The sequence below is a fragment of the Mycobacteriales bacterium genome, assembly GCA_036497565.1.
Lineage (GTDB): Bacteria > Actinomycetota > Actinomycetes > Mycobacteriales > QHCD01 > DASXJE01.
The window spans coordinates 1-27000 of sequence record DASXJE010000117.1; the positions used below are offsets into that span (position 1 = coordinate 1).

The following is a 27000-nucleotide window of genomic DNA, read 5'->3' on the forward strand; positions in this document are numbered from 1 at the left end:
TCCGACGACGCCCAACCGGCTTTACCACTGGACCGGCACCATCGACCCGGCCGGCGCCGCCGGCGGACCGGCGATCTCCAACCCCGCCGACTACGTACCGGTCTACAACTGGACGACGTACCCGGAGCGGCTCGAGGCGGCCGGTGTCAGCTGGCAGGTCTATGCCAACGACGAGGTCGGCGACGGGGCCGACGGTTACGTCGGCGACTACGGCGACAATCCGCTGTGGCTATTCCAGGCCTACCACGACGCACTCGCCTCGTCCGATCCAAAACGGCGGCGGCTCGCCCAGCGGGCAAGCCTGCGCGCCGCCTGGAAGCCGGATGCCGGCAAGGGCCACGACGTGGACCACGTGCTCGAACAGTTCATCGGGGACTGCCGGTCCGGGTCGCTGCCCACAGTGTCGTGGGTCGTCGCGCCGTACGCCTACAGCGAGCATCCGCAGGCCCGCCCGGCCGACGGCGCGAACTACACCAACCGGGTGCTCGAAGCGCTGTGGTCGAACGAGAAGCTGTGGGAATCCAGCGTCGTCTTCCTCAACTTCGACGAGAACGACGGCTTCTTCGACCACCTGCCGGCGCCGTTCCCGGCACCCGGAACGCCGGGCGAATACGTGACCGGGCTGCCGATCGGCCTCGGGCCGCGGGTGCCGATGACCGTCGTCTCGCCCTGGAGCCGCGGCGGTTGGGTCGACTCGCAGGTGTCCGACCACACCTCGGTCATCCGCTTCCTCGAGGCGCTTACCGGAGTCCACGAGCCGAACATCTCCCGGTGGCGACGCGAGGTGTGCGGCGACCTCACCAGCTGCTTCGACTTCACCCACCACGACCCGAGCATCCCGACCCTGCCGGACACCGCGGCGCTCGTACGCATCGCGGACGCGGAGAAGTCACTGCCGCCGGCCACCCCGCCGCCGACGGGTCAGCAGCACCGGCCCAAGCCGGAATTCGCCAGCCGCCGACAACGCATCCTGCCCTACCAGGTGACGGCGGACGCCGGCGTCGGCGGCCACACCCTCCGGATCCGGGCCGACAATGCGGGTTCGGCGGCCGTGTCTCTGCTCGGCTACGACAAGCTGGCCGCCGACATCACCGCCACGCCGCTGCTCGTGGGAGAAAAGTCCTCCGCGGACTGGCACGTCGCCACCAGCGACGGACGCTATGACGTCGAACTGCACGGACCCAACGGATTCCTGCGGACCTTCGCCGGCAGCGACACCGGTGACACGGCCGTGTCGTCCCGGCTGCAGACCGGGCATTCGCGGGCCCTGCAGCTTCGGCTGTCCAACAAGAGCCGGCGGGCGGCGCGCTTCACGCTGCACGCCAACGACTTCGGCGCAGAGGAGCGCATCGTCGAGGTCCGCCCCGGCCGGACGGTCCGCGTCGACTGGCCCACCGCCGACGGTTGGTACGACGTCACCGTCTCCGCCGTGGATGAGCTCACCTACCGCTTCGCCGGAAAGATCGAACGCCCCTGATCACCCGGCGGAGGGGCCACCGTCGACCGCTGTGTTGTGGATGACCATCAGGCTGACGATCCTGCCCTCCCGGACGGTGAAATAGTTGGTCAGGATCAGCTCGGTGGGCAGATTCGTCCTGTCGTACTCGCCGTCGTAGCGGGCACGCACGATCGTTTCGCCGTAATGGTCGACGACCTCGACGACCTCGAGGCTGACCTTGTCTCCGACCATCTCCCTCGCGACCCAGCGCCGGATCGCCTCGGTGCCCCAGAACTCCCGATGTGCGTCGTTGACGAGGGCGTCGTCGGCGAACGTGGCGACGATCGCGTCCTCGTCGAAGGCGTTGACGGCGGCGACGTGCTCGGCCAGTACGCCGGTCAGGTGGGATGCGGTGGTCATGGTCGTGCTCCTTCGTGTGTGGTGACGTCGCCGGTCGGCAACGAGTCCACGCTCACCGCTCTCCCCGCGGGAGGGTCAAGCCCGCAATGGCCGCTTGACCCTCCCATGGGGGGAGAGTCGACACTGGCGGTATGGCAGCAGCGCTCACGGTCGGCGACTTTTCCCGGATGACGCACCTGAGTGTCAAGATGCTGCGGCACTACCACCAGGTCGGCCTGCTCGTACCGGCAGAGATCAACCCGCAGACGGGCTACCGGTACTACGCGCATGCGCAGATCCCTACGGCGCAGGTCATCCGGCGGCTCCGGGATCTGGAGATGCCGGTAGCCGACGTGAAGGCCGTGCTCCTCGCACCCGATGCTCCGACCCGAAATGCCCTCATCGCCAGGCATCTCGACCGGTTGGAGGCCGAACTGGCCCGGACGCGCGGCGCGACCAACTCGCTGCGCACTCTCCTGGAGCAGCCCGAGACGACCGCTGAGGTCGAGCACCGGACGGTGCGCGCGACGCCGGCGGTCGGTATCGCGCAGGTCGTCGGCCGCGACGACATCGAGTCGTGGTGGCAGGGGGCTCTGGGCGAACTGCACGCCACCGTGCACGCGCAGCACCTGCACGCCACCGGGCCGAGCGGCGGGCTCTACTCGAGCGATCTCTATCAGCACGACAGCGGCGCCGCGACCGTCTTCATCCCGGTCGAGGGGACGGTCCGGCGGATCGGCCGGGTCGTTCCTCTGGTGGTACCCGCCGTCGAACTGGCGGTCATGACTCATCACGGATCGCTGACCGACGTCGACCTCACCTACGGAAAGCTCGGGTCCTACGCGACCGGCCACGAGATCAGCGTCGACGGTCCACTGCGCGAGTACTACCTGCGCAACTCGCACGACACCCTGGACGAAGACACCTGGGAGACCGAGATCGGCTGGCCGATCTTCCGTTCCGACAGCGGACGCTGACGGATCCCACGCCTATCGGCGCTACGGCCGTGGTGGCACCTGCTGCAATGACCAGGTGTTGCCGTCCGGGTCGGCGAAGTAGACGAACGTGCCCCAGTCCTGCACGTCGATGTCGCTGACCTTGACCCCGCGGCCGGCGAGCTCGCTGCGGGCCGCCGCGGCATCGTCGACGACGACCTGCAGCCCTTTCTGCGAGCCTGGTGTCATCGTGGTGATCCCGGTGCCCATGCAGATGGAACACGCGGAACCGGGTGGGGTGAGCTGGACGAAGCGCAGCTCCTCGTTGACCTGGAAGTCGTGGTCGGCGTTGAAGCCGACCTGATCGACGTAGAAGGCCTTCGCACGATCGACATCGGTGACGGGGACGGGGACGAGCTCGAGTTTCCAATCCATGGCCGGAACCTACGCGTAGGGTCCGACAGATCTGGCCCGATCACACGACCGCACCGATGAATTTCCGCGGCGACCAAGGTCACAGCTCCCATGAGTCCGGCCGATATGCGTGATCTGGTGGTCACTGAGAACATCTCCCTCGACGGCGTCATCGCGCCGATGGACGGCTGGTTCGACCGTCACCGGCAGCGCAACCCTCGTCCGATCCCTGCTGCCGACCGGGCTGGTCGACGTCTACCGGCTCTTCGTCTATCCCGTCGTACAGGGGTATGGCGAACGCCTCTTTCCCGAGAAGGTGGCGGCCGGCCTGCGCCTGACCAGGACCACCGCATTCGCCGCCGGCGTCGTGCTGCTGGAATACCGGGCCCCGCGGGCGGGATAGGGCGCGGCCCGCTACACACCGGCCGGAACCTTGCAGGCCACGCAGATGTCGAGACCGCCGATGGGCATCGACGTCATCCAGTTGTCAGCACGATCCGGGCTCTCGCGCGCCCATAACCGAATCTCCCGCGGATTCATCGGGCGGGGCGGGATGAGCAGCACTCCGCACCGATCGCAGATCAGGACGGTGGTGGCGCTCACAAAGGGACGGTATCCCCGGCGTATGACAGCTTTCCGTGCTTATTTAGCTTGACAGTTAATCAACCAGATGGTGAAGTAGCAGTACCGAGCGGCTACCAGGGCCACTCGCCGAGCAGGGCCGCGAACCCGGAGATGGCGGGACGATGACGACGACGGTGGAGGACCGCCTCGATGCCACCTTCACGGCCTTGGCCGACCCGACCCGACGGGCGATCGTGACCCGCCTGGCGAAGGGGGACGCCACGGTCAACGAGTTGGCGGCGCCCTTCGACATGAGCCTGCCAGGCATCTCCAAGCACCTGAAGGTCCTCGAGCAGAGCGGGTTGATCTCGCGCACCCGGCAGGCGCAGTTCCGCCCCTGCCATCTGGAGCGTGACGCGCTCGACTCGGCGCTGACCTGGATCGAGGACAACCGGCGGATCTGGACTGAACGGTTCGACAAGCTCGACGCGCACCTGCGCACCCTCCAACGAACGCCCTCCCGGAGCAAGAAAGGACAGCAGCGATGAGCAATGCAACTCCCGAGGTGGCTGAGCTGGTCTACACCCGGGTCTTCGACGCCCCGAGAGAACTCGTGTTCCGGTGCCTGATCGAACCGGCGCACCTGACCCACTTCTGGGGCCCGACCGGGATGAGCGCCCCGCTCGATGAAATCACCGTCGATCCGCGTCCGGGCGGCGTGTTCGAGACGGTCATGGTGAACGACGCCGACGGGAGCAGATACCCGACGCGCGCGGTGTTCGTCGAGGTCGTGGAGCCGGAACGCCTGGTGTGGACCGAGACCGGGAGCGGTGTGACGACCACGTCGACGCTCTCCGACCTCGGCGACTCCCGCACCGAGGTACGGATCCACCAGGTCAACGTGCCGGAGGCATTCCGCAGCCGCGAGGCGCAGGCCGGTTTCTCGACCTCGCTCGACCGCTTCGCCGACTACCTCTCGACGCTCGTACGCGCGTCCCGGCAGGAGAACGTCGTCGGTGACGAGGCGTCGTCATGACGAGCTCGACGACGACGGAGCGCGAGATCCGCGCGATGATCGCGGCCGAGCGCCGGGACCTCGCCGACGTGCTCGGTGGTCTGCCCGACCGGTGCTGGGATCTGCCGACGCTGTGCGCCGGCTGGCGGGTGCGTGAGGTCGTGGCGCACATGACGATGCCGTTCCGGTATTCGACGCCGCGGTTCGTCGCCGAGGTCGTCAGGTCGGGCGGACAGTTCCACCGGATGGCCGACCGCTGCGCGCGCCGCGATGCGGCCACAGCGCCCGACGAACTCGTATCAGTGTTGCGGGACAATGCGACGTATCCCTGGAAGCCGCCCGGTGGCGGCTTCGAAGGTGCGCTGACCCACGACGTCATCCACGGGCTGGACATCACGGTGCCTTTGGGCATCGGCCGGCGTGTGCCCGAGGAACGGCTACGGACCGTTCTCACCGGCATGTCCACCCCGAAGACGCTGAAGCACTTCGGTACTCAGCTCGACGGGGTCCAGTTGCGGGCCGACGACATCGACTGGTCCTTCGGCTCCGGGACACCGTTGTCCGGTACGGCGCAGGACCTGCTCCTGGTGCTGTGCGGCCGGCGGCTGCCCGCGGGTCTGCTGCGCGGAGAGCCCAGCACGCGCTTCACCGGCGCGTGACCCGGCCCGGTACTCACTCCTGGTGGGTCGGTGCCTGCCACGGCTGCACCCACGGCGAAGGCGGCCAGTGTTCGACCGCGGCCATGAGCGGGTATGCGGTCGCACCGTCGATCGATTCGCGGATGATGTCGGCGTGGCCGGCATGGCGGGCGGTGTCGGAGATCAGGTGCAGCAGGACCCAGCGCACCGACCACCCGTCGATGTCGGTCGGGAGCCACGGGCTCCCCGGCGGCACCGGCACCGCCAGGTCGAGGTCGGGGATGGCGGCGAGCGCCGTACCGGTCTCCGCGGCGGTGTGCTCGTAGTCGTCGAGTACGCCGGCCAGGGACTCGTCCGGGCCGAGTCGGAACGCCGCCAGGTAGTCCTCCGTCGTCCTGGGGGTTCGGCGCTGGAGCACCGTGTCGATCCAGCCCCGCTCGACGTTGGCGGCATGCTTGATCAGGCCGCCGACGGAGAGCGTGCTCGTTGTCGGCGTAGCCCGCGCCTGCTCGTCGGTCAGCCCGTAAGCCGCGAGGAGGAGGGCCTGGCGCTCGTGTGCGAGGTAGGACAGCAGTCCGTCCCGCTCGTCGGCCACCGGAGGAACGAGTGCGGGCATCGCGATGTCACCTCTGCTCGGACCTGCCTGCTGCGGGCCGGATGCCCGGATGATGGCAGCCCGCTCCGACAGTCCCGCGCCGCAGGCTCGGCACGCGCTGGACAAAACCCACTACTAGTGGGTTTTGGTCCACGACACGCCCTACGGCAAGTCCAAAACCCACTACTAGTGGGTTTTGTCCACGAGCGGTCCGCTGACCAAAACGCACTCCTAGTGCGTTTTGGGGAGCGAGTACGGCGTGTCGTGGACCACAACGCACTCCTAGTGCGTTTTGGTCACGCCTGCGCGGGGTGGACGGCGAAGGTGAAGCAACCGGCGGTCGCGCTGCGGACGTGCAGGTAGGCGACGTCCGGTTCGGCGAGGATCTTGCGGATGTGCGCCTCGTGGTCGTCGTCGCGATCGACGAACGTGATGTGGTCGTACGCCCGGGATCCGGTGTGGTCGAAGGGATTCAGCATGCTGCGCCGCCGCCGGAACGCCTCGGGGAAGTCGTCGTGCGCCGCGTATCCCGCGCAGCGGCCGAAGTGGACGAACACCGGTCCGGCCTCCGCCCACGGGCTCGGTTCGGTCCACGGGCTGAAGCAGATCAGCGCGATGTCCTCATCGGCCGTCGCCGGGCGCAGGCAACAGCGCAGCGGTTCCCAGCCCTCCGCCAACCGCAGGGTCCAGGGGTTGCCGAACTCGTCGGCGCCGCGGTCGCGCATCGCGTCGAGCCGGTCGGGGTCGATGGGCAGGTATCGGATCTCACTCATGCGGTCCAGCGTGGCCGGTGCCGGTCCGAAAGACCGGCGGGAATCGGACCTGGCGTCGCCCGGACCAAATGCGCCCCCGGCTCAGGCCATGGCGTCGAGCTCGGCGGCGACCACCGGGAACGCGAACGGCTCACCGGCGGCGTAGCGCTGCACCTCGCCGACGGCCGACTCCCCCAGCCGGCGGATCTCCAGACCCTGCGCGCCGGCGACGTGCGGCGTGAGGATCACGTTGGGCAACGTGTAGAGCGGTGAGTCCGGCGGCGGGACCTCGGGCAGCGTGGTGTCGATCACCGCGTCGAGGCGGCCCGCGGTCAGCTCTTCGATCAGCGCGTCGTGGTCGACCAGCCAGCCGCGCGCGGTGTTGATCAGGGTGGCGCCGTCCCGCATGAGGCCGAGCCGGCGGCGGTCCATGAGGTGCCGCGTCGCAGGCACCGCCGGCGCGTGCAGGCTCACGACGTCTGAGGTGGCGAGCAGCTCGTCGAGATCGAGGCGCTGCACGCCCAGCTTCGTGGCGCCGGGCTCGTCGAGAAACGGATCGGACACGACGACCTCGAGGTCGTAGGGCCGCAGCGCCTCGATGACCCGCCGCCCCACCCGGGATGCCCCGACGATGCCGATCCGGCGGCCGTAGTTGCCGGCCGCGGCGAGTTCGCCCCGGACGTCGACCCTGCCGCGCCGGTCGCGGTACTGCCGGGTGAGCGCGAAGACCCGCTTGCCGACCAGCAGGATCATCGCGACGGTGTAGTCGGCGACGGGTACGGCGTTGGCGTCGGCGGCGGTCGACACCGTTACCCCCCGACTCCAGACCGCCGGGGTGACGTGGCCCTTGACCGTCCCGGCCGCATGCACGATCGCCCGGAGCCGTGGCGCCGCGGCCAGGGCCGCCTCGTCGACCGGCGGGCAGCCCCAGCAGGTCAGCAGCACCTCGGCGTCGGCCAGCGCGGCCCGCGCCGGCGGGGTCGTGAAGTCACGCAGCACGAGGTCCGGATCGACCTCGGCGGCAGCCGTCAGCCGCGCGCGGGTCGGAGCGGTGAACAGCCGACCCGGGAGATCCGGGGACATCGCAAGAACGGTGACCGGTCTGCTCATCTCTGGGCCCGGCGGCCTAGGCGCCCCAGCCCATCGCCGACCCGCCGACCCGCTCGGCGGCGATCTTCTCCGCGTAGCCGGACCGCTTGTAGGCCGCGATCGGGTCGGGGTCGAGCCCCATCTCGTCCCGGAGCTCGGCCAGCAGCGGGCGTACGTCGGTGTTGAACGCGTCCATCAGTACGGCGTTGGCCTCCAGCACCTGCCCGGCCGACTGGGCGGCGGCCAGGGCGTCCCGGTCGACGAGCAGGGCCTTCGCCGTGGCCTCCTGCACGTTCATCACCGAGCGGATCTCGGCCGGGATCTTCGGCTCGATGTTGTGGCACTGGTCGAGCATGAAGGCCACCGACCCGGAGAGCTCGTCGGCGTCGACGATCTCGTTCATGATCAGGAACAGCTCGAACGGGTCGGCCGAGCCGACCATCAGGTCGTCGTCGCCGAAGTGCCGCGAGTTGAAGTGGAAGCCGCCGAGCCGGCCCTGGCCGAGCAGCAGGCCGACGATGAACTCGATGTTCGTGCCGGGGGCGTGGTGGCCGGTGTCGATGAGCACCTGGGCCTGCTCACCGAGGCGCAGGCACTGGCTGTAGGAGACGCCCCAGTCGCAGACGTCGGTGTGGTAGAAGGACGGCTCGTAGAACTTGTACTCCAGCAGCATCCGCATGCCGGACGGCATCGCGGCGTAGGTCTCGGCCAGCGTCTCGTGCAGCCGGTCCTGCCGGGCCCGCATGGAGTCCTGGCCGGGGTAGTTGGTGCCGTCCGCGAACCACAGGCTGAGCAGGTCCGAGTCGGTTTCCTTGGCGATCTCGACGCACTCGATCAAGTGGTCGACCGCCTTGCGGCGTACCCGCGGATCCGGGTTGCACACGCTGCCCAGCATGTAGTCGTCGTCCTGGAAGGTGTTGGGGTTGATCGCCCCGATGCGCACTCCGCAGGCCGCGGCGTGCTTGCCGAGGTCGGCGTAGTCGTCGACCTTGTCCCACGGGATGTGCAGGGCGACGCTCGGCGCCACACCGGTGAAGCGGTGCACCTGACCCGCGTCGGCGATCTTCTCGTAAGGCGTGCGGGGGATGCCCTCCTGCGCGAAGACCTTGAACCGCGTCCCGGAGTTGCCGTACGCCCACGACGGTGTCTCGATCCGCTGCCGCCGCAGGGCTTCCTTCACGAGGTTCGTCGCCATACCCGCTCCCGTCCGTCTCCGATGAAACGATTCAGCCTTCTGGGCACCCTAGGTAGCCTGGCACCGAGCGTCAAGCCATCAGCCTTCCGCGGGTCACCGTGAAACGTTCTAGGAGTCGCGGTAGGCTACCGGACTGGCGCGCACTGTTGCGTGGCCATACCTGATCCGCCCGCGACGTTCGGAAGGAACGTGAGCGGCACATGCAGAGCAGCCGGCCGGGCCTGGTCGACGACCGACCCCGCGCCCTCAGGCACCTCGCTTCGACCCTCACCCCCATCCACCGCGATCCTCGCGATCAGGACGCTCGCGCTCTCCTGACAGCCATCAGCGCGCACTGACAGGTCGGTCGGCGCCGACCACCCTGACACCAACCCGTCGACGGCGGGGTGTCCTGTGCCGCAATGCCCTCATGTCCTGACCAGCCGTCGGCAGGAAGAGAAGACCGTGTCCACCCACGGGGCCGACCCCAAGAGTCGCTGGCTGCGCTGGCTGCTCCCGTACCTGTTTCGATATCGCCGCCAGGTGAGCTTCGCCGTCGTCTCGTCGATCCTCTGGATGGGGACCGTCGTCGCCGTACCCCTGGTGCAGAAGGTCATCGTCGACGGGGCCATCGTGAGCCACCACCGGCGGCTGATGCCGTGGATCTGCCTGCTCGTCGCGCTCGGCGTGGGGCGCTTCGCCACGGCCGCCTTCTGGCGCTTCCACGGCGGCCGGGTCAGCCTGCAGGTCGCCTGCGACCTGCGCACCGAGCTCTACGACCACCTCCAGCGCCTGGACGCCGCCGGGCACGCCCGGCTGCAGAGCGGTCAGCTCGTGTCCCGGGCCAACTCCGACCTGATGCTCGTCCAGCAGCTCGTCGGCTGGCTCCCCATCGCGATCGGCAACCTGCTCAAGGTGGTCTTCGCGCTCGGGATCATGGCCGTGCTGTCGCCACCGCTGTCGCTGGTGATCGCGGTCGTGCTGGTCACCGTCTTCACCCTGAGCCGCCGGATGCGGCGGACGGCGTACGCCGCCGGGTGGGTGTCCCAGCAACGCGAGGCGGACATGGTCACGACGGTCGAGGAGGCCGTCTCCGGCGTCCGGGTGGTGAAGGGCTTCGGACAGGAGCGGGCCGAGTTCGGCCGCTTCGTGGCCGGATTGACCGACATGTTCGGCGCCCGGGTGCGGGCGATCCGGGTCCGGGCACCGCTGCTCGCCTCGCTGCAGGCCGCCCCGCTGCTCGGCCAGGTCGCGCTCCTGATGCTCGGCGGCTGGCTCGCGCTGCGCGGTCACCTCACCGTCGGGACGTTCCTCGCCTTCGCCGGCTATCTCGCCGACCTGACCGGCTCTACCCGGGTGCTCGGCACGATCGTCACGATGGGCCCGCTGGCCCGCTCCGGCAGCGAGCGGATCGCCGAATTGCTCGCCCTCCCGTCGAGGGTCGAGACCCCGCCGATCGGGACCGAGCCGCCCCGCGGCGGTGGCGGCGTCTCCTTCCACGGGGTGACCTTCTGCTACCCCGACACCGACCGGCCGGTGCTGTCCGACCTGCAGTTGCGGGTGGACCCCGGGGAGACGGTCGCGGTGGTCGGACCATCCGGCTGCGGCAAGTCGACCGCGCTGCAGCTGCTGCTGCGGCTGCGCGACGTGAACTCCGGTGCCGTGCGGCTCGAGGACGTCGACGTCCGGGAGTGGGAGCTCGAGGCGCTCCGCCGGCGGATCGGGATCGTCTTCGAGAACAGCTTCCTCTTCTCCGACTCGGTCGCGGCCAACATCGCCTACGCGCGGCCGGACGCCAGCCAGGAGGAGATCGAGGCCGCTGCCCAGGCGGCGGTCATCCACGACTTCGTCGCCACCCTCCCCGAGGGCTACGACACCCAGGTCGGCGAAAACGGCATCGCCCTGTCCGGCGGGCAACGGCAGCGCATCGCGCTGGCCCGGGCGCTGCTCGCCGACCCGGAGGTCCTCGTCCTCGACGACGCGACCTCGGCGGTCGACGTCCGGGTGGAGAAGCAGATCCACGACAACCTGCGTCCCCGGCTGGCCGGCCGGACGACGATCATCGTCGCCTACCGCGAGTCGACCGTGCGGCTCGCCGACCGGGTGGTGCTGCTCGACCACGGCCGGGTCGTCGACGAGGGGACGCACGACGAGCTGCTCGAGCGGTCCGAGCTCTACGGCCGGCTGTTCGGCGAGACCGCGGGCACGACGGCCGAGGAGCCCGCGGAGATCGTCGACGGCGCCGTCACCCGGGAGGCGTGGGTCGCCCCCGACCTCGGCGACCTGAACGCGCCTCCGACGCAGGAGCTCGCCAGCGCCATCGCGACGCTTCGGCCGGTGATCGACGAGCCGCAGATCGACCCGGACGGCGAGGCCGAGCACAGCGAGGGGTTCCGGCTCCCGACCTTCCTCCGCCCGCACTGGCGCCCCCTGGCGATCGGCCTGCTGCTGGTCTTCATCGACGCGATCGCCTCCCTCGTCGGGCCGCTGCTGGTACGCAACGGCGTCGACGCCGCGCTCGTCTCGCACTCCCAGCTGCTGCTGGTCGGTGCGTGTGCGGCGTACCTCGCGGTGGCCCTCGTCGACTGGTGGGACATGTGGGCGACCACGCTGTTCACGTCCCGGACGACCGAGCGGCTGCTCTTCGCACTCCGCGTCAGGATCTTCGCCCACCTGCAGCGACTCGGGGTCGACTTCTACGACCGCACCGAGGCCGGGCGGATCATGACCCGGATGACCAGCGACGTCGACACGGTGTCGCAGCTGCTGCAGGTCGGACTCATCAACGCGATCGTCGCGGTGGTCACCTGCATCGGCATGGCCGGCGTACTCGTCATCCTCAACGTGCACCTGGCGCTCGTGGTCCTCGCCGTCGTCCCCCCGGCGGCCGTGGCGACCGTCTGGTACCGGCGCACCGCCGGGCCGGCGTACGACCGGGCGCGGGAGCAGATGTCGGTCCTCAACAGCGTGCTGCAGGAGGGGATCGCCGGGGTGCGGGTCACCCAGGCCTTCTGCCGCGAGCAGGTCAACCTGGGCCGGTTCGCAGCGATCGCCCGCGGCCAATTGCGGGAGAGCGAGACGGCGTTGCGCTCCACCTCGCTCTACGTCTCCATGATCGACCTGCTCTCGGTGGTGGCGATCGCGCTGACCCTTCTGGTGGGGAGCCGGCTGGTCGGGGCGGGCACGCTCCCGATCGGTGGGCTGCTCGCGTTCCTGCTCTACCTGGCGCAGGTCTTCGCGCCGGTGCAGCAGCTGTCCACGGTGTTCGACGTCTACCAGCGGGCCAAGGTCGGCCTGTCCCGGATCACGACCCTGCTGGCCCGCACCACCTCGACGCCGGAGCCGGAGCAGCCGAGCCGGCAGGGCCGGCTGCGCGGCGACATCGAGCTGGAGGGGGTGACCCTGCGCTACGCCGGCGTGCGGGCGCCCGCACTGAAGACGGTCGACCTGACGATCCCGGCCGGCGAGCGGGTGGCGTTCGTCGGGCGCACCGGTGCCGGCAAGTCGACCATCGCCAAGCTGATGGCCCGCTTCTACGACCCGACCGACGGCCGGGTGCTGGTCGACGGGCGGCCGCTCCGCTCGCTCGACCTGGGCGGCTTCCGCCGGCAGCTCGGATACGTGCCGCAGGATCCGTTCTTGTTCTCGCGCACCATCCGCGACAACATCGCCTACGGGCGCGACGACGCGACCGATGCGATGGTGGAGGCGGCGGCGAGGGCGGTCGGTGCGCATCAGTTCATCACCGAGCTCGACGGGGGTTACCTTGCCGTGGTCCAGGAACGCGGCAGGTCGCTCTCGGCCGGTCAGCGGCAGCTGATCTGCCTGGCCCGGGCGTTGCTGGTCGACCCGTCCATCCTGATCCTGGACGAGGCGACCTCCAACCTCGACCTCGCCAGCGAGGGACTGGTCAACCGGGCGATGCGGGTCGCGTCGGCCGGGCGTACGACGATCGTGATCGCGCACCGGCCGCAGTCCCTGCAGTGGGTCGACCGGGTGGTCACGGTCGACAACGGACAGGTGGTCGACGAGCGCCGGACCGAGGCGGTCGCCTGACCGGCGGAGTACAGACATCGGCGACGGAGAGGACAGGGCAGTGGACATCACGACCGCGTTGACCGAGCTGGGCGTCACGTCCGGCGATCTCACCGACAAGGAGCGGGCCCGCCTCGACGAGGAGGGTTTCCTTCCCTTCGAAGACCTCCTCGACACCGACCAGCTCGACGCGATACAGCGGCGGACCGCGGAGCTCACGGCCGCGGAGGGCGAACGCGCCGGGCTGGAGGTGCACCAGGAGGCGGGCACCGACCGGCTCTCCGACCTGGTGAACAAGGACCCGATGTTCGACGTGTGCCTCACCCACCCGCGGGTCCTCGCGGCGATGGCGCACGTGCTCGAGGACTTCAAGATGTTCTCGCTGAACAGCCGGGCCGCGCTTCCGGGGCAGGGCCACCAGGCCCTGCACACCGACTTCGCGGCGCCGCCCGAGCCGGGCCGCTACCAGGTGTGCAACTCGATCTGGTTGCTGGACGACTTCACCGAACACAACGGCGCGACCCGCATCGTCCCGGGGTCGCACCGCAGCGGCAAGGTGCCCGGCGACGCGTTGGCCGACCCCGCGGCGACCCACCCCGACGAGGCCCTCGTCCTCGGCCGCGCCGGCACCGTAGTGGTCTTCAACAGCCACGCCTGGCACGGCGGCACCCTCAACACCACGGACCGCCCGCGCCGCGCGCTGCACGGCGCGTTCTGCCGCCGGGGCGTGACCCAGCAGCTGGACCAGCAGGCCTACCTCAGGCCGGAGACGGCGGCGCGGCTGAGCCCGGCGGCGACGTACATCCTCGGGGTCTGAGTACGCCGCACATGGCCGCCGCCGCGCCCGGGAATGTCCTTCGGGTCGCCACCCTGAACCTCTGGGGGCTGCGCGGCGACTGGCCGGCGCGGCGATCGGTCATCGCCGCCGGCCTCGCCGAGCTCAACCCCGACCTGGTCGCGCTGCAGGAGTCGGTGGTGACCGAGGAACGGGACCAGGTGGCCGAGATACTGCCGTCCCACCACCTGGTTCACCAGCGCCGCCGGGAGCCCGACGGTCAGGGCGTGTCCATCGCCAGCCGGTGGCCGGTCGACGGGGTCCACGAGGTCGACCTCGACGTCAGCCCGCGCACCGCCGACTTCGCCTGCACGACGCTGGTGGCCGAGATCGACGCCCCGATCGGGGCGCTGCTGTTCGTCAACCACCTGCCGAACTGGCAGCTCGGCCTCGAATACGAGCGCGAGCAGCAGGCGGTGGTCGCGGCCCGATTCGTCGAGGGGCTCGTCGAGGAGACCGGCCGGCACGTCGTCCTGGCCGGCGACATGGACGCCGACCCCGAGGCGGCCAGCATCCGGTTCTGGAGCGGGCGGCAGTCGCTCGACGCGACGAGCGTCTGTTACCGGGACGCCTGGGCGAGCGCGCGGCCAGGAGAGGCGGGGCACACGTTCGTCCCCGACAACCCGCTCGGGGCCGACTGGGACTGGCCCTTCCGGCGGATCGACTACATCTTCGTGCGGTGCGGCGAGCACGGCGGGCCCACCCTCGCCGTCCGCTCCTGCCGGCAGCTGTTCGAGCGGCCGGTCGACGGGGTGTGGGCGAGCGACCACTTCGGTGTCACGGCCGACCTGGCACCACCTCTTTGAAAGCTTTCAGTCCGCATCTACCATCGCGCCATGACGACCCGTACCCCCGATGAGTCGCCGGCTCGCCGTCGTCCGGCCCGCACCGCACGCTCGGCGAAGCCGACGGCGACCACCCGGCGCAGCATCCGCGACGTCGCGAGCCTCGCCGGCGTCTCGGTGGGGACGGTCTCCAACGTGCTGAACAACCCGGATCTGGTCGCCGACACGACGCAGGCCCGGGTACGGCGCGCGATCGAGGACCTGGGCTTCGTCCGCAACGCCTCCGCCCGCCAGCTCCGGGCCGGGCGCAGCCGCGCGGTCGGCGCGATCGTGCTCGACGTGGCCAACCCGTTCTTCACCGAGGTGACGCGGGGCATCGAGGACCGGCTCAGTGAGGCCGGATGCGTGCTGATGCTGTGCAGTTCCGACGACTCCCGCGAGAAGGAGTCGCACTACCTGACCATGCTCGAGGAGCAGCGCGTGCTCGGCGTGCTCATCACTCCGGCGGCGCGCGACGTCGCCGAGTTGGAGCGGGCCCGCCGGCTCGGGACCGCGGTGGTCCTACTCGACCGGCCGAGCCCCAGCCCCGAGCTGTGCTCGGTCGCCGTCGACGACGTGCGGGGCGGTGAGCTGGCCGGCGACCACCTGCTTGCGCTCGGCCACCGGCGGATCGGGTTCGTCAACGGACCCCGCGCCATCCGCCAGTGCGCCGACCGCCGGCGGGGCCTGCGCAAGGCGGTTCGGGCGGCCGGTCTCAATCCCGACGAGGTGATCGTCGAGGTCAGCACCGGGGCGATGAACGCCCACGGCGGCGAGGCGGCTGTCGCCGGGATGCTCGACGGCGGCCGGCGTAGGCCGACGGCGATCTGCTGCGTGAACGACGTGACCGCCCTCGGCGTGCTGCGGGCCCTGATCCAGCGCGGAATCACGGTTCCGGACGACATGGCGGTGGTCGGCTACGACGACGTGGAGTTCGCGGAGATGCTCGCGACGCCGCTCACGTCGGTGCGGCAGCCCAAGTACCGGCTCGGCCACGCCGCCGCCGACCTGCTCCTGGCCGAGGCGGTCGACCCGGAGCACCGCCACCAGCAGCTGCTGTTCCGCCCGGAGCTCGTGGTCCGGGAGTCCAGTCAGGCGGTCGGCTCGGGCAGCCCGGCCCAGGGCTCGCGCGCCGGCGCTGCGGACTGACCGGCCGGGCAGTGCCGGCGTAGATCGCACCAGCCGCAGTGCGGTCCGGTGCGGACCGGGAAGACCGCGTCGGGGTCGGCGCCGGCCGAGACCGTGTCCGTCGCGGCGATGATGTCGTCCGCGGTCGCCTCGGCCCGGCCGACCTGCCTGGCGAGCGTCTCCTCGGTGTGCGTCCAGCGGATCACCGCGCCGGTCGGCAGGTGGTGCAGCTCGACCTGGTGACACGGACGGTGCAGCGTGCGCCGCGCCCCGAGCACGTAGAACGCCAATGCCTGCGACGAGCGGGCGTCGATCTCGCTGAGCTCCCGCCGACCGGTCTTGTAGTCGACGACCACGACCTCGCCGTCGCGCTCGTCGATGCGGTCGGCCCGGCCGGAGATCGCCAGGCGCGCGGTGGTGGCCGCGACGTTGCGCTCGACACCGACCGGCTCGTCGCGCGGATCGAGGGTCTGCGCGTAGCCGTAGACCCAGCGGTGGACCCGGCCGCGCCAGAACGCCGACTGTGCGGTGTCCCGGAAGCCGTCGTCGGTCCAGGCCGCGTCGACGAGGGCGCCGGCCGCCTCGGCCGTGCGCCGTGACACCGGCAGATCCCACCACTTCTTCAGCGCCGCGTGCGCGACCGCGCCGACGGTGTTGTGCGCCCACGGCGGTCCCTTCGGCGGCGCCGGCCGATCGAGATAGGTCATCCGGAACCGGCGCGGGCAGTCGCCGTAGGAGGCGAGCTTCGACGGGGTGCAGGCGAAGAGGCGGGTCGGCATCCCGGCGAGGTCGAGCTGCTCTCCCTGTCCACTCACCTGCGGGTTACCAGCCGCCGCCACCGTCGCCGCCGCCACCGCCGCCCCAGTCGCCGCCACCTCCACCGCCGCCCCAGTCTCCGCCGCCGCCGCCCCAGTCGCCGCCGTTGCCGCCGCCCCAGTCGCCGCCGTTGCCGTCGTTCTGGTCCTGACCGGCGTCGTAGCCCTGGTTGTATCCGGCGTCGTAGCCGCCGCCACCCCAACCGCCGCCCCAGCCGCCGAGCGCCGAGCCGATCAGCAAGGTCTCCCAGAACGGGAACGAGTACCAGCCCGCGCCGTAACCGCCTCCGCCGCCGAAGTAGTACGGCGCGCCCGGGGTGTAGTCCGGGTAGCCGCGCACGGTCTTGTCGCCGACCGTGACCTCGCTCTCCTCGGTGAGCCGCTCGCCGGTGGTCGGCGTCATGGGGGGAAGGTCCGGTCCCGGGTCGAGGCCCAGCCGGCTGCGTGCCGTGCGGGCCGCCTGCAGACCTTCGAGCGAGGTACGCCGCGCCGCGTCGTACTCCCCGTCGGTGTCGGCATGCTCGAGCAGCGAACCGGTGGCGGTGTAGCGCTCGGACGCGTCGGCGATCGCCTGCCGGGCGACCGCATCGGTACCGGCGTCGAGGTTGGCCACGTCGGCTCCTAGCCGCCCGTAGAGGGACAGCACCTCGGCCCGGCGGCCCTCGAGCCGCTGCCTGCGGGCCCGGCGCCGGGTGAAGAGCCAGTAGCCCGTGCCACCCACCACGAGCGCCAGGATGACCAGGCCGACGATCAGGCCGGTGTGTCCGCCGCCGCCGTTGGATCCGCCGGCGGCCGCGCCCGAGCCGGAACCGCACAGGGGCTCGTTGCCCAGGTCGCTCACGAGCGAGGTGAACATCGTGGTGGCGTCGCCGCCGGCACTGACCGGGTGCGCGGCCGAGGCCTTCCGGGCGGCGTCGGCGGCCGCGCCCGGACAGAATGCCCCGGATCGGGCGGCGAGCGTCGTACCGGACAACACCGCGACGGTGATCCGGCCGCGGCCGAGCGCGGAGCCGATCGTGTCTGCCGCCGTCGACGGGTCACCGGCGCTCGCCGGAAGGACGGCGACGTAGAGCCGGTGGTTGCCGATCGCCTGCTGCACCTTGCCCTTGTCCAGCTTCACGGTGCTGCCGGGGGCGACGTAGACGTTCGTGCTCTGCAAGGCGGACGCGGCGGTGTCGACCGGGTCCGCGGCGAGTGCCTGCTGCGGCGCGACGAACGCGGCGGCGGCGCAGGCGGCGAGGACCACCAGAAGTTTTCTCACCCTCCCCACGGTAGCTGCCCCGGGTGCCCTCCGGTTACTCCGACGGACCGCTGTGGTCGACCGGCCGGTCCGGTGGGGTCACCCCGCCCCGTGGGCGAAGCCGATCACGGAATCGGCCACCAGCTGCACGGCGATGGCCGACAGCAGCAGCCCGGCGATGCGGGTCAGCAGCACGATGCCGCTGTCCTTCACCACCCGGATGATCACGCCGGAGTAGCGCAGCGCCACCCAGAGCACCAGGTGCACGGCGATGATCGCCACCGCCAGGCCGACCAGGTCGCCGGCGCCGTTCGCGCGGCGGACGAAGACGATCGCGGCGACGATCGCCCCGGGCCCGGCGAGCAGGGGCGTACCGAGCGGGACGAGGGCGACGTTGACATCCTCGACCTCGCGGGGTTCGTCCGCCCGGTCGGTCAGCAGCTCCAGCGCGACGAGGAGCAGGAGGAGGCCGCCGGCACCCTGCAACGCGGGAATGCCGATCCCGAGATAGGACAGGATCTGCTGGCCGAACGCCGCGAAGGCGCAGATCACCACGAAGGCGACCAGCACCGCCTGCCAGGCGGCCCGGCGCCGGGCCGGCCGGCTGCGCTCCCGGGTCAGGGCCAGAAAGATCGGCACCGTACCGAGCGGGTCGATGATGACCAGCAGGGTGACGAACGCCTCGCCGAAGTAGCGGGCGTCGAACCAGTGACTCATCGGCGGGACCGGGCCGCGCCTCTCACGCGGTCACCGGTCGGCTCCCGGTCGCCGCGGATACGAGGGCGTCGTACTGCGCGGGATCGGTCGTGCACGTGCCCAGGGTCACCGTCTTGTTCGAGCCGTGGAAGTCGCTCGATCCGGTCACCACCAGGTGCAGGTCGGCCGCCAGCCGGCGCAGGTGCGCCCGCTCGGCCGCGGTGTGGTCGGTGTGGTCCACTTCGAGACCGCCGAGGCCGGCCTCGGCGAGGGCCACGATCTCGTCGTCGCCCACGACGGGGCCGCGGCGCCGGGCGAGCGGGTGCGCGAACACCGACACGCCGCCCGCTCCACGGACGGCGCGGACCGCGGCGAAGGCATCCATGTCGTCCTTCGGGAGGTAGTAGGCACTTCTGGAGTTGAGCAGCTGCGCGAACGCCTCGTCCACGGTGGCGGCCGAACCGGCCTGGACCAGCGCGCGGGCGATGTGCGGGCGCCCGACGGACGCGCCGTCGGACAGTGCCTGCACGCGGTCCCATGTGATGGGCAGTCCGTCGGCGGTCATGTGGTCGACGATGCTGTGGGCTCGACGCAGCCGGCTGTCGCGCAGCCGCGCCCGCGCCTCGGCGAAGACCGGTTCGGTGCGGTCGAAGAGGTAGGCCAAGAGGTGCAGGGAGACCCGGCGATCGGCGACCGGAACGACGCAGGACAGTTCGGCCCCAGGCACGAGGGTTACGCCGGCGGGCAGCGCCGCGGCCGCCCCGTCCCATCCCGCGGTCGTGTCGTGGTCGGTGAGGGCGATCACGTCGAGCTGCGCCGTGGCGGCGGCGGCCATCAATTCCGCCGGCGGCAGGGTGCCGTCCGACGCAGTCGAGTGGGTGTGCAGGTCGATGCGCATCGTCGCTGCAGTATCCCCCGCCTCGATCACAAGGCCCTCTGGCGCACCGAACCCGGTCAGTCGGAGTACTGGTCGTGGACGGCACCGCGGCCGAACAACAGCTGCGAGACCTCGAGATAGAGGCTGTCCGGCCTCGGCAGGTAGGGGACCCGGCTCAGCGCCTGGTCCTGGCCGGCGGACTCCATGATGAACTCGCCGTAACCCAGCAGCCGCCCGAGCACCGACCGCTCATAGGTCATGTCCGTGACCTTGCGCAGCGGCATCATCGCCACCCGCCTGGTCAACAGCCCCGACGACAGCAGCACGCGCTGGTCGGTGACTACGAAGCGCTCGACCCACCAGTCACCGAAGAGGTAGGCCAGCCGAAGCAGCGCCAGGATCGCGAGGCCGCCCACGATCTCCTGGACGAGGCTGTTGTGGCGCACCAGGTAGGACAGCACGAGCGCGACCGCGATGACGATCGCCGTCTGGACCAGCGGCCAGAACAGCATCGCCGGGTGTCGGCGCACCTCGACCACACGGCGTTCGGTGGGGAGAAGGTACTTGTGCGGAGTGGAGGACATCGACGTCAGAGAGACCTGACGAACTCCGCGATCTGGTTGGCGGCCGAGCTCAGCCCGCTCCCGATCGAGCGGATGATGTCGGCGGACTGGTGCGGGGACTGGATGACATAGAAGATCACGAAGGCGATCGCCAGCCAGCTCACCAGCTTCTTGGTCGAGACCACAGCCAGCCTCCTCTCCTTCCGACTTGATCTTCAACCTCGTAGTTTTACCGTGTCCGGGCGCTCAAGAAAAACCGACGCGCCGTAAACACTGTGTGTCGACCGTCGGAACGTCCGCGGTCAGCGCCCGCGGCGCATGAGGTACGGCGACGGTGCGCCGACGACCAAGTCGGGCGGCACCGACTCGCGCAGGTCGTGCAGTTCGAGGTCCTCGGCCAGCACGTAGCCCGCCGCGGCCGGCCACAGGATCGCCCACAACCACAACCCCGCGGCCTCGCCGACGGCCACGCATCGGTCGTCGTCGCTCGGCACGACCCACAGCGCCGTGGGATGCCCGCCGGCCTTCATGCTGGTCGCCCGGCTACCGCCGACCGCCGGTCCGGGATCGGGCTCGTCGAGGCCGGCGTAGCCCGCGCCGAGCCCGACACCGGGTTCCTCGGCGACCAGCAGCATGTCCGCGACACCACCGAGCGGCGCCGGTCCGGCGCAGGCCAGCACCGCAGCTCTCCCCCGGCTGCGCTCGTCGCCGGCGTAGGCGAGCCCGGTCACGGTCCAGTCGGGCGGCATCGGCGACGGGATCCAGCAGGGCACCTCGCTGAGGGCGCGGAGGTGCTCGACGGCCTCGGCGGTGGCGGTGGGCAGCACATGCACCGGCGCGACGGCACCGTGTGTCGGGCACCGCCACGCGCTCGAATACGCGCTCGGCGAGCGCAGCCCGGCCCCGCAGCGAGGGCAGGACGGTGGATGTGACACGTCCTGACCGTGCGGGAGATCACCGCCCGCGTCAAGCGGTCCGCGATCTCCGTCGGTGCGCCCGGACCATGGCGAGCCGCCGCGCCCGCCGGCGGCTGCCCCGGTGTCCTGCGTGCCGATGCACCGCCTGGATCGCAAGCCACTCGGCCACCGGTACTCCAAACACTGCGCCGACTGCCCGTCGGCTGCCGATCGACGCGAGTGAGCCGACCGAGCCGACCGACAGACAGGAGGCGATGGAGCCGACGCTGGCCACCGACGCGATCGACCCGACGCTGGCCACCGACGCGATGGATCCGGCGCTGGCCACCGACCCGATCGACCCGGAACTCGCCACCGATCCGATCGATCCCGCACTGGCGACGGATCCGATCGATCCCGCACTGGCCACCGACCCGATCGAGTCGTCGTTCGGACCGGAGCCTGCCGCGTCATCGCTCATGCGGCCGATCCTGGCACCGTCGCACCGCTAGGCGGTGAAGAACCCGCGGATCTGGTGTTCGGAATCGGAGTAGGCGGTGCCGGCGCGATGCAGCAGCGTGCCGATGCCGACCAGTGCCTCGTGCATGTCGTGCTGACCGCGCTGCCATTTCTGGTGCAGTTCGTCGAACTGCGCCGACGCACTGCTGCTCCAGGTGCTGCCGACCACAGTCGCCACCTGCCCGCGCAGGGTGTCGCTCGCACCCTGCAGCTCACCGGCCTTCGCATGACATTGCCCGCCGAGCTCGTGCAGCATCTCCGGCGTCACCTTGATTCCACCTGACATCGGGACAACCTCCGTGTCTGTGCCCGCGGCGCGGGCGAGGGAAATGGACGGTCGCGCGCACCCTCGAAGTGGTGACTCAAAGGCGTGAGCGCAACTCCCAGAGCAGAGGGTAGAACCGCAAACCGAGCCGCGCTGAAAGGTAAGGCGCGCCTGTGGATCCACCGGTTCCCGACTTGCCGCCGATCATCCGTTCGACCATCAGGACATGCCGGGCGCGCCACCGCGCCCATTGCTCGTCATGTTCGATCAGCGCTTCGGCCAGGTCCCACAACGCGCCGTACGCGGACCGGTCGTGGCTGAGCGCCAGCAGCGAATCACTGCGGGCCGACTCCGACCCGACGTCGAATCCGGCGGCCGACAACAGCGCGACGAATCCGTCCCACAGGGTCGGCTCGTCCAGCCGGCGCCGGAGCCGGGACTGCTCGGCGGGTGTCGCGTCGCGCAGCCGGTCGACGTAACGCGCATCCTTCGCGCCGGAGAGAAATTCGATCTCCCGGAACTGCACCGACTGGAACCCACTGGCCGGGGCGAGCAGTGTCCGGAAGACCAGGAAGTCCTGCGGAGTCATCGTTTCGATCACGTCGATCTGCTCGACGAGGAGCCGTTCGACGACGTGCGCCCGGGACAACCGCATCCGCGGCAGATAGCTGTCGCCCAGAAGCATTGCGTCGCGGGCGGAATCGAGCTCGTGCAGCAACAGCGCGAACCACAGCTCGTAGACCTGGTGGACGGTGATGAACAGCAGTTCGTCGTGCGCGGGCGGATCGGATTCCGGCACCTGCTGGGCCAACAGCTCGGGCAACCGCAGGTAGCTGCCGTAGGAGAGCCGCGCACCCTCCTCGCCGAAGTTGCGGTTCGCGCCGCCCGTGTCGCCAGCCCCACCCATCCGACCTCCTCGGGTCACCGCCGGTGACGCTACGGCACCCGGCTGTCCACAGGCTCCCGCTCGGGCCCCCGTCCGGTCGGCCGATCCGGCCAGACTGGCGACGTGCATCTCGAACTGACCCTGCTCACCCCCGGCCACACCCCGGTCGACGTCGCCGTCGACGCCGAGCCCGGCACCACCTTGGGCGACGTCGCCGACGAGCTCGCCGGCCTGGCCGGAGCCTCGTCAGCCGGGTTCTACGCCGGGACCCGCCTGCTGGCAGCGCAAGCACCGCTCGGCGGACCGGACCTGCGGTCGGGATGCTTTCTCGGAGTGGGCTCGCCCGGCACTCGCGATCGAGGAGTGTCCGGCGTCCTCGAGCTTCGGGTCGTGAGCGGCCCGGACGCCGGCGCTGTGCACCCGTTGCCGCGCGGGCGGGTCGTGGTGGGTCGCGACGAGGGCACCGACGTTCCCGTCGCCGACCCGGATGTGTCCCGGCGGCATGTCGAGATCGCGATGTCCGGCGACGGAGTCACCGTGCACGATCTCGGCTCGACCAACGGCACCACGCTCGACGAGGTGCCGGTCGGCCCGGATCCCGTCCCCCTCACCACCGGATCGCTGCTGCGGATCGGCGAGACCGGCCTGACCCTCGTCGTACCGACCGATCCACCGGCCGCGGTCCGGGCCGGCGACGGCGGGACGCTCACCGTGCATCGCCCGCCCCGACTGTGTCCGTCGCCGGCGGAGCTGGAGGTGGTGCTGCCGCAGGAGCCGGCCCGGCGTAGTCCCGGCAAGATGCCGGTTCTCGCGGCGATCGTGCCGCTGCTCGGCGGACTGGGGCTGGCATTCGCACTCCGGTCGGCGGCCTATCTCGCGTTCGCGGCGCTCTCTCCGGTGATGGTGCTCGGTGCCGCGGTGAGCGACCGGTGGGGACTCCGCCGGAGCAGCCGCCGCGAGCGTGCCGACTACCGCGCCGCCCGCGCCCGCGCCGATGTCGAGCTCGCCCGCGTCGTGGCCGAGGACACCCGGCTCCGACGGGCGGAGGCGCCCGACCTCGCCGTCATCCGGCGCACCGCCTGTGGCCCGGGAGAGCGGCTCTGGGAGCGGCGGCGCGCCGATCCCGACCATCTCGTCCTCCGGCTCGGCACCGCCGCGCGGCCGTCGCGGGTCACGGTCCGCCGATCGGGCGGCCCTGGGCAGCCGGTCGATCCGCCGACCGCACGATCGGTTCCGGTGACCGTCGGACTGCGCGGCTGCGGGGTGGTCGGCGTCGCCGGACCGTCGGCGCCGGTCGACGCCCTGCTCCGCGGACTGCTCGGGCAGTTGGCGGCGCTGCACGGCCCGCAGGACCTGCAGGTCGTGCTGCTCGCCGACGACGCCAGCGCCGGGCGGTGGTCGTGGCTCCGCTGGGTGCCGCACCTCATCGGACCCGACGGCGGCAGGTGGATCGGCGTGACTGCCGAGCAGCGCGGTCGCCGGGTCGGGGAGCTGCTTTCGTTGCTGGAGGCGCGATCGAGGGACCGGCCGACCCGTCCCGCCGTATGGACCGGGCCTTCCGTCGTGATCCTGATCGACCGCGCGTCGGTGCTGCGCGACGATCCGGGAGTGGCGCGGTTGCTCGACGAGGGACCGGCCCTCGGGATCTACGCGATCTGCGGCGACCGCGCCGCCCGCCTGTTGCCGGCCGAATGCGGTGCGCTGGTCGAGGTCACCGGCGAGGTCGGCACCCGGCTCCGGCTGGTGGCCGGCGACGATCCGCCGATCGAGCAGATCGTGATCGACGGCGCGGGCCACGGCTGGGCGAGCGACGTGTGCCGCGCGCTGGCGCCGCTGCGGATCGGCGGAGCCGGCGGACGGGACGGGCCCCCACCGACGTCCCGACTGCTCGACCTGCTCGGTGTCGAAGTCCCGACGGCGGAGGCGATCCGCGCCCGCCGACGATCCGACCTTCCGACGACCCGGGTGGTGCTGGGCGAATCCGCGCAGGGCACCTACGCCGTCAACCTGGTGGCCGACGGACCACACGCACTCGTCGCGGGGACGACCGGGTCGGGGAAGTCCGAGCTGTTGCAGACCGTCGTCCTCGGCCTCGCGATCACCAACCGCCCGGACCAGATGACGTTCGTGCTCATCGATTACAAGGGCGGCGCGGCATTCAAGGACTGCGCCGACCTCCCCCACACCGTCGGGATGGTCACCGACCTCGACCATCATCTGACCCGGCGGGCGCTGCGGAGTCTCGACGCCGAGGTGGCGCGTCGCGAACGCCTGCTCTCCTCGGTGGGCGCCAAGGACATTGACGGCTACCTGCGCCCCGATACCGACTCGGCCGAGCCACTCCCCCGGCTCGTGATCGTCGTGGACGAGTTCGCCACCCTCGTCGACGAACTCCCGGACTTCGTCACCGGACTGGTCGGCATCGCGATGCGCGGCCGGTCGCTCGGCGTGCACCTGATCCTCGCCACCCAACGTCCCTCGGGGGTGGTGTCACCGGTGATCAGGGCCAACACGAGTCTCCGGCTCGCGCTCCGGATGACCGACGACAGCGAGTCCCGCGATGTCCTCGACGTCGCGGACGCCGCCCGCATATCGGCGGCCCGCCCCGGACGCGGATTCGCGCGGACGGCCACCGGAGCGCCGGTGGAGTTCCAGGCGGCGCGGGTCGGCGGCCGGGGTCGCGGGTCACGCATCCGGCCGGACCGACCCACCGTGCGCCTCAGTCCGTGGTCCATCGCGGGCGACACCAGCGGGACACCGGCCGACCCGATCGACGACAGCGACACCGATCTGCGTACGACGGTCGCGGCGATCCGCTCGGCCGTCGACCCCGACACCGATCCACCGCGCCGTCCGTGGTTGCCGCCGCTGCCCACCGTCGTCACGCTCGCCGATCTCGGCGCCTGCTCGGGCGACGTCCTGCCCTACGGGCTGGCCGACCATCCCGCCGAGCAGCGACAGGCCACCCACGCGATCGACCTCGCCCGGGGCGGGTCGGTGCTGGTCGCCGGCGGCCCGCGCAGCGGCCGGTCGACGACGCTGCGGACAATCGCCGGTGCGGCGGCCAGCCGGTTCGGGCCGGAGGATCTGCACCTCTACGTGCTCGACTGCGCGGGCGGGGCGCTTTCCGCCGCGGCGGATCTGCCGCACTGCGGCGCGGTGTGCGGGCGCCTCGACGTCGACCGCGGCGACCGGATGCTCGCCCGACTGGCCGCCGAGGTCGACCGGCGCCAGTCGTTGCTCGGGGCCCGCGGTTTCGCGTCGGTGACCGAGCAGCGGGCGGCCGTGCCGGAGGCCGATCGGCTGGCGTGGCTGCTGCTTCTCGTCGACGGCTGGGAGGGATTCCAGGCGGCCTACGACGAGGTCGACGGCGGCAGGCCGGTCGAGACCCTGCTCCGGCTGGCGCGGGAAGGCAGCGCCGCGGGCCTGCGGGTGGTGGTCACCGGCGGCCGGCCGGCTCTCACCGGTCGGATCTCCGCGGCCCTCCCGACGAAGGTCGTGCTCCGCTGCGCCGACCCGCTCGACTACGGCCTCGCCGGGTTGTCCCCGCGCGCGGTCCCCGACGCGATGCCGGACGGGCGGATCGTCGCGGTCGACGGTGCCGTCGAGGCGCAGGTGGCGCTGCTGGGTCCGGACCCGTCCGGGCCGGCGCAGGCGGCCGCACTGCGTGATATCGCGACGAGGCCGGTGATTGGCGTGCCCACCCGACCGCGCGCGTTCTGCGTGCGGGCGCTCCCGACCAGCGTCGACCCGGCCGACATCGCCGGGCCGGCAGCGCCGGGCCCGCTCTGGGCGTTGGTCGGCGTGGGCGGGGACGACGCGGACGCCGTCGGAGTCGACCTCGCCCGCGACGGCCCCGGCTTCCTGGTCGCCGGCCCGGCCCGCAGCGGCCGGTCGACGGCACTGCGCACCATGGCAACGAGTCTGCTCGCCCAGGGCACGCCGATCGCGATCGTCGCCGCCCGCCGGTCGCCAATGCGCGCACTCGCCGGCACGCCCGGTGTCCGCGGCGTCTTCGGCCCGGGCGATGCCGGGCCACTCGCCGAGGCGATCGAGGCCGGTCCGGTCGTCACTGTCGTCGACGACATCGCACTGCTGACCGACACCGCGGCCGGCGACGTGGTCACCGACGTACTGAAGTCCGACGACGGCATGCGTGCCGTGATCGCGTCGGGCCGCAACGACGAGGTCGCCATGCTCTTCCGGGGCCCGGCAGTGACCGTCCGCGCGGGCCGGTGCGGGTTGCTGCTCTCGCCGAGTCCGACGGACGGCGACCTGCTCGGCGTCCGCCTGCCGCGGGGGGTCGGCCCGGCGCCACCCGGGCGAGGGGTGCTCGTGGTCGGCGGGCGGGTCAGCGCCGTCCAGGTCGCGGCCGACGGTGCGCTCCCGCCATAGCCGGGTCCGCAGC

At 71.3% G+C, this 27000-nt stretch carries 28 protein-coding genes; 12 read left to right on the forward strand and 16 right to left on the reverse strand.

Translation table 11 applies throughout. The annotated features are described in order from the left end of the window. The coding region (locus tag VGH85_10200; protein HEY2174167.1) for an alkaline phosphatase family protein at positions 1-1477 on the forward strand (1477 nt) is incomplete at its 5' end. Here VGH85_10200 and VGH85_10205 read toward each other — a convergent pair. Further along, the gene (locus VGH85_10205; protein HEY2174168.1) at positions 1478-1858 is read right to left on the reverse strand and encodes a nuclear transport factor 2 family protein; all 381 of its coding nucleotides are present in this window, start codon (positions 1856-1858) and stop codon (positions 1478-1480) included. It lies immediately after the preceding gene. 131 nt (positions 1859-1989) lie between these two features. Here VGH85_10205 and VGH85_10210 point away from each other — a divergent pair, with 131 nt between their 5' ends. Next, on the forward strand, positions 1990-2814 hold the full coding sequence (locus tag VGH85_10210) for a MerR family transcriptional regulator (GenBank protein ID HEY2174169.1): 825 nt from the start codon (positions 1990-1992) through the stop codon (positions 2812-2814). Positions 2815-2835: 21 nt separating this feature from the next. Here VGH85_10210 and VGH85_10215 read toward each other — a convergent pair whose 3' ends face one another. Next, positions 2836-3207 carry a glyoxalase superfamily protein gene (locus VGH85_10215; protein ID HEY2174170.1) on the reverse strand — a complete coding sequence of 124 codons (372 nt, stop codon included), beginning with the start codon at positions 3205-3207 and terminating at the stop codon, positions 2836-2838. A 109-nt stretch (positions 3208-3316) separates the two neighbouring features. Here VGH85_10215 and VGH85_10220 point away from each other — a divergent pair, with 109 nt between their 5' ends. After that, on the forward strand, positions 3317-3589 hold the full coding sequence (locus VGH85_10220; protein ID HEY2174171.1) for a dihydrofolate reductase family protein: 273 nt from the start codon (positions 3317-3319) through the stop codon (positions 3587-3589). 11 nt (positions 3590-3600) lie between these two features. On the opposite strand, the gene VGH85_10225 is transcribed toward VGH85_10220, so the two are convergent. Further along, a complete protein-coding gene (locus VGH85_10225) occupies positions 3601-3789 on the reverse strand; it encodes a hypothetical protein (protein HEY2174172.1) in 189 nt (62 codons plus the stop codon). 143 nt (positions 3790-3932) lie between these two features. Between VGH85_10225 and VGH85_10230 the strand changes: the two genes are divergently transcribed. The 3 genes from VGH85_10230 to VGH85_10240 are packed head-to-tail and all read left to right on the forward strand — an operon-like array spanning position 3933 to position 5424. Beyond that, entirely contained in the window at positions 3933-4298 is a 366-nt protein-coding gene (locus VGH85_10230) for a metalloregulator ArsR/SmtB family transcription factor (protein HEY2174173.1), read from the forward strand. Beyond that, entirely contained in the window at positions 4295-4786 is a 492-nt protein-coding gene (locus VGH85_10235) for an SRPBCC domain-containing protein (protein HEY2174174.1), read from the forward strand. Before VGH85_10230 ends, VGH85_10235 begins: the two co-directional genes overlap by 4 nt. Further along, positions 4783-5424 carry a maleylpyruvate isomerase family mycothiol-dependent enzyme gene (locus VGH85_10240; GenBank protein ID HEY2174175.1) on the forward strand — a complete coding sequence of 214 codons (642 nt, stop codon included), beginning with the start codon at positions 4783-4785 and terminating at the stop codon, positions 5422-5424. The genes VGH85_10235 and VGH85_10240 overlap by 4 nt, the downstream gene beginning before the upstream one ends. Before the next feature lie 13 nt (positions 5425-5437). Here the strand turns inward: VGH85_10240 and VGH85_10245 are convergent, their stop codons facing one another. From VGH85_10245 to rhaI, 4 genes are all read right to left on the reverse strand, one after another. Next, the gene (locus VGH85_10245; protein HEY2174176.1) at positions 5438-6019 is read right to left on the reverse strand and encodes a DinB family protein; all 582 of its coding nucleotides are present in this window, start codon (positions 6017-6019) and stop codon (positions 5438-5440) included. Positions 6020-6294: 275 nt separating this feature from the next. Further along, entirely contained in the window at positions 6295-6771 is a 477-nt protein-coding gene (locus tag VGH85_10250) for a DUF1203 domain-containing protein (GenBank protein ID HEY2174177.1), read from the reverse strand. Between the two features lie 81 nt (positions 6772-6852). Next, positions 6853-7833 (reverse strand): hydroxyacid dehydrogenase, encoded by a 981-nt coding sequence (locus tag VGH85_10255; GenBank protein HEY2174178.1) that lies wholly within the window; start codon positions 7831-7833, stop codon positions 6853-6855. A 43-nt stretch (positions 7834-7876) separates the two neighbouring features. Next, the gene (gene rhaI, locus VGH85_10260) at positions 7877-9034 is read right to left on the reverse strand and encodes an L-rhamnose isomerase (protein ID HEY2174179.1); all 1158 of its coding nucleotides are present in this window, start codon (positions 9032-9034) and stop codon (positions 7877-7879) included. 444 nt (positions 9035-9478) lie between these two features. Here rhaI and VGH85_10265 point away from each other — a divergent pair, with 444 nt between their 5' ends. From VGH85_10265 to VGH85_10280, 4 genes are read left to right on the forward strand one after another with little or no spacing between them, the layout of a single operon-like run. Next, positions 9479-13069, forward strand: coding sequence for an ABC transporter ATP-binding protein (locus VGH85_10265; GenBank protein ID HEY2174180.1), 3591 nt, complete (start codon positions 9479-9481; stop codon positions 13067-13069). Between the two features lie 40 nt (positions 13070-13109). Next, positions 13110-13865, forward strand: coding sequence for a phytanoyl-CoA dioxygenase family protein (locus VGH85_10270; GenBank protein ID HEY2174181.1), 756 nt, complete (start codon positions 13110-13112; stop codon positions 13863-13865). A gap of 11 nt (positions 13866-13876) precedes the next feature. Then, positions 13877-14689, forward strand: a complete 813-nt coding sequence (locus tag VGH85_10275; protein ID HEY2174182.1) for an endonuclease/exonuclease/phosphatase family protein — start codon at positions 13877-13879, stop codon at positions 14687-14689. Positions 14690-14719: 30 nt separating this feature from the next. After that, positions 14720-15856 (forward strand): LacI family DNA-binding transcriptional regulator, encoded by a 1137-nt coding sequence (locus VGH85_10280; protein ID HEY2174183.1) that lies wholly within the window; start codon positions 14720-14722, stop codon positions 15854-15856. Here the strand turns inward: VGH85_10280 and VGH85_10285 are convergent. The 7 genes from VGH85_10285 to VGH85_10315 form a co-directional block, all read right to left on the reverse strand. Then, positions 15799-16710 (reverse strand): PD-(D/E)XK nuclease family protein, encoded by a 912-nt coding sequence (locus VGH85_10285; protein HEY2174184.1) that lies wholly within the window; start codon positions 16708-16710, stop codon positions 15799-15801. The two genes, VGH85_10280 and VGH85_10285, sit on opposite strands and share 58 nt — an antisense overlap. Further along, entirely contained in the window at positions 16658-17911 is a 1254-nt protein-coding gene (locus VGH85_10290; protein HEY2174185.1) for a hypothetical protein, read from the reverse strand. Before VGH85_10290 ends, VGH85_10285 begins: the two co-directional genes overlap by 53 nt. Before the next feature lie 78 nt (positions 17912-17989). Further along, entirely contained in the window at positions 17990-18607 is a 618-nt protein-coding gene (locus VGH85_10295; protein HEY2174186.1) for a MarC family protein, read from the reverse strand. A 22-nt stretch (positions 18608-18629) separates the two neighbouring features. Continuing rightward, positions 18630-19484 carry a PHP domain-containing protein gene (locus VGH85_10300; GenBank protein ID HEY2174187.1) on the reverse strand — a complete coding sequence of 285 codons (855 nt, stop codon included), beginning with the start codon at positions 19482-19484 and terminating at the stop codon, positions 18630-18632. Positions 19485-19540: 56 nt separating this feature from the next. Next, positions 19541-20047, reverse strand: a complete 507-nt coding sequence (locus VGH85_10305) for a PH domain-containing protein (protein ID HEY2174188.1) — start codon at positions 20045-20047, stop codon at positions 19541-19543. Between the two features lie 5 nt (positions 20048-20052). Then, the gene (locus VGH85_10310; GenBank protein HEY2174189.1) at positions 20053-20211 is read right to left on the reverse strand and encodes a hypothetical protein; all 159 of its coding nucleotides are present in this window, start codon (positions 20209-20211) and stop codon (positions 20053-20055) included. Positions 20212-20328: 117 nt separating this feature from the next. Then, positions 20329-20961, reverse strand: a complete 633-nt coding sequence (locus tag VGH85_10315) for a DUF6758 family protein (protein ID HEY2174190.1) — start codon at positions 20959-20961, stop codon at positions 20329-20331. A 236-nt stretch (positions 20962-21197) separates the two neighbouring features. On the opposite strand from VGH85_10315, the gene VGH85_10320 reads away from it, so the two are divergent. After that, positions 21198-21434 (forward strand): hypothetical protein, encoded by a 237-nt coding sequence (locus tag VGH85_10320; GenBank protein HEY2174191.1) that lies wholly within the window; start codon positions 21198-21200, stop codon positions 21432-21434. Here the strand turns inward: VGH85_10320 and VGH85_10325 are convergent. Further along, complete coding sequence (locus VGH85_10325) at positions 21431-21727, reverse strand: WXG100 family type VII secretion target (protein ID HEY2174192.1); 297 nt, start codon at positions 21725-21727, stop codon at positions 21431-21433. The two genes, VGH85_10320 and VGH85_10325, sit on opposite strands and share 4 nt — an antisense overlap. Positions 21728-21803: 76 nt before the next feature. Beyond that, complete coding sequence (locus VGH85_10330) at positions 21804-22613, reverse strand: tryptophan 2,3-dioxygenase family protein (GenBank protein ID HEY2174193.1); 810 nt, start codon at positions 22611-22613, stop codon at positions 21804-21806. 102 nt (positions 22614-22715) lie between these two features. Here VGH85_10330 and VGH85_10335 point away from each other — a divergent pair, with 102 nt between their 5' ends. Further along, positions 22716-26987, forward strand: a complete 4272-nt coding sequence (locus VGH85_10335; protein HEY2174194.1) for an FtsK/SpoIIIE domain-containing protein — start codon at positions 22716-22718, stop codon at positions 26985-26987. The last annotated feature ends 13 nt before the right edge of the window (positions 26988-27000 follow it).

Bases quoted from the DNA above. Each gene is read 5' to 3' on its own strand.
- VGH85_10205 (HEY2174168.1), bottom strand. From the start codon at position 1,858: ATGACCACCGCATCCCACCTGACCGGCGTACTGGCCGAGCACGTCGCC.
- VGH85_10210 (HEY2174169.1), top strand. From the start codon at position 1,990: ATGGCAGCAGCGCTCACGGTCGGCGACTTTTCCCGGATGACGCACCTG.
- VGH85_10215 (HEY2174170.1), bottom strand. From the start codon at position 3,207: ATGGATTGGAAACTCGAGCTCGTCCCCGTCCCCGTCACCGATGTCGAT.
- VGH85_10230 (HEY2174173.1), top strand. From the start codon at position 3,933: ATGACGACGACGGTGGAGGACCGCCTCGATGCCACCTTCACGGCCTTG.
- VGH85_10235 (HEY2174174.1), top strand. From the start codon at position 4,295: ATGAGCAATGCAACTCCCGAGGTGGCTGAGCTGGTCTACACCCGGGTC.
- VGH85_10240 (HEY2174175.1), top strand. From the start codon at position 4,783: ATGACGAGCTCGACGACGACGGAGCGCGAGATCCGCGCGATGATCGCG.
- VGH85_10245 (HEY2174176.1), bottom strand. From the start codon at position 6,019: ATGCCCGCACTCGTTCCTCCGGTGGCCGACGAGCGGGACGGACTGCTG.
- VGH85_10250 (HEY2174177.1), bottom strand. From the start codon at position 6,771: ATGAGTGAGATCCGATACCTGCCCATCGACCCCGACCGGCTCGACGCG.
- VGH85_10255 (HEY2174178.1), bottom strand. From the start codon at position 7,833: ATGTCCCCGGATCTCCCGGGTCGGCTGTTCACCGCTCCGACCCGCGCG.
- rhaI (HEY2174179.1), bottom strand. From the start codon at position 9,034: ATGGCGACGAACCTCGTGAAGGAAGCCCTGCGGCGGCAGCGGATCGAG.
- VGH85_10275 (HEY2174182.1), top strand. From the start codon at position 13,877: ATGGCCGCCGCCGCGCCCGGGAATGTCCTTCGGGTCGCCACCCTGAAC.
- VGH85_10280 (HEY2174183.1), top strand. From the start codon at position 14,720: ATGACGACCCGTACCCCCGATGAGTCGCCGGCTCGCCGTCGTCCGGCC.
- VGH85_10295 (HEY2174186.1), bottom strand. From the start codon at position 18,607: ATGAGTCACTGGTTCGACGCCCGCTACTTCGGCGAGGCGTTCGTCACC.
- VGH85_10300 (HEY2174187.1), bottom strand. From the start codon at position 19,484: ATGCGCATCGACCTGCACACCCACTCGACTGCGTCGGACGGCACCCTG.
- VGH85_10305 (HEY2174188.1), bottom strand. From the start codon at position 20,047: ATGTCCTCCACTCCGCACAAGTACCTTCTCCCCACCGAACGCCGTGTG.
- VGH85_10320 (HEY2174191.1), top strand. From the start codon at position 21,198: ATGGAGCCGACGCTGGCCACCGACGCGATCGACCCGACGCTGGCCACC.
- VGH85_10325 (HEY2174192.1), bottom strand. From the start codon at position 21,727: ATGTCAGGTGGAATCAAGGTGACGCCGGAGATGCTGCACGAGCTCGGC.
- VGH85_10330 (HEY2174193.1), bottom strand. From the start codon at position 22,613: ATGGGTGGGGCTGGCGACACGGGCGGCGCGAACCGCAACTTCGGCGAG.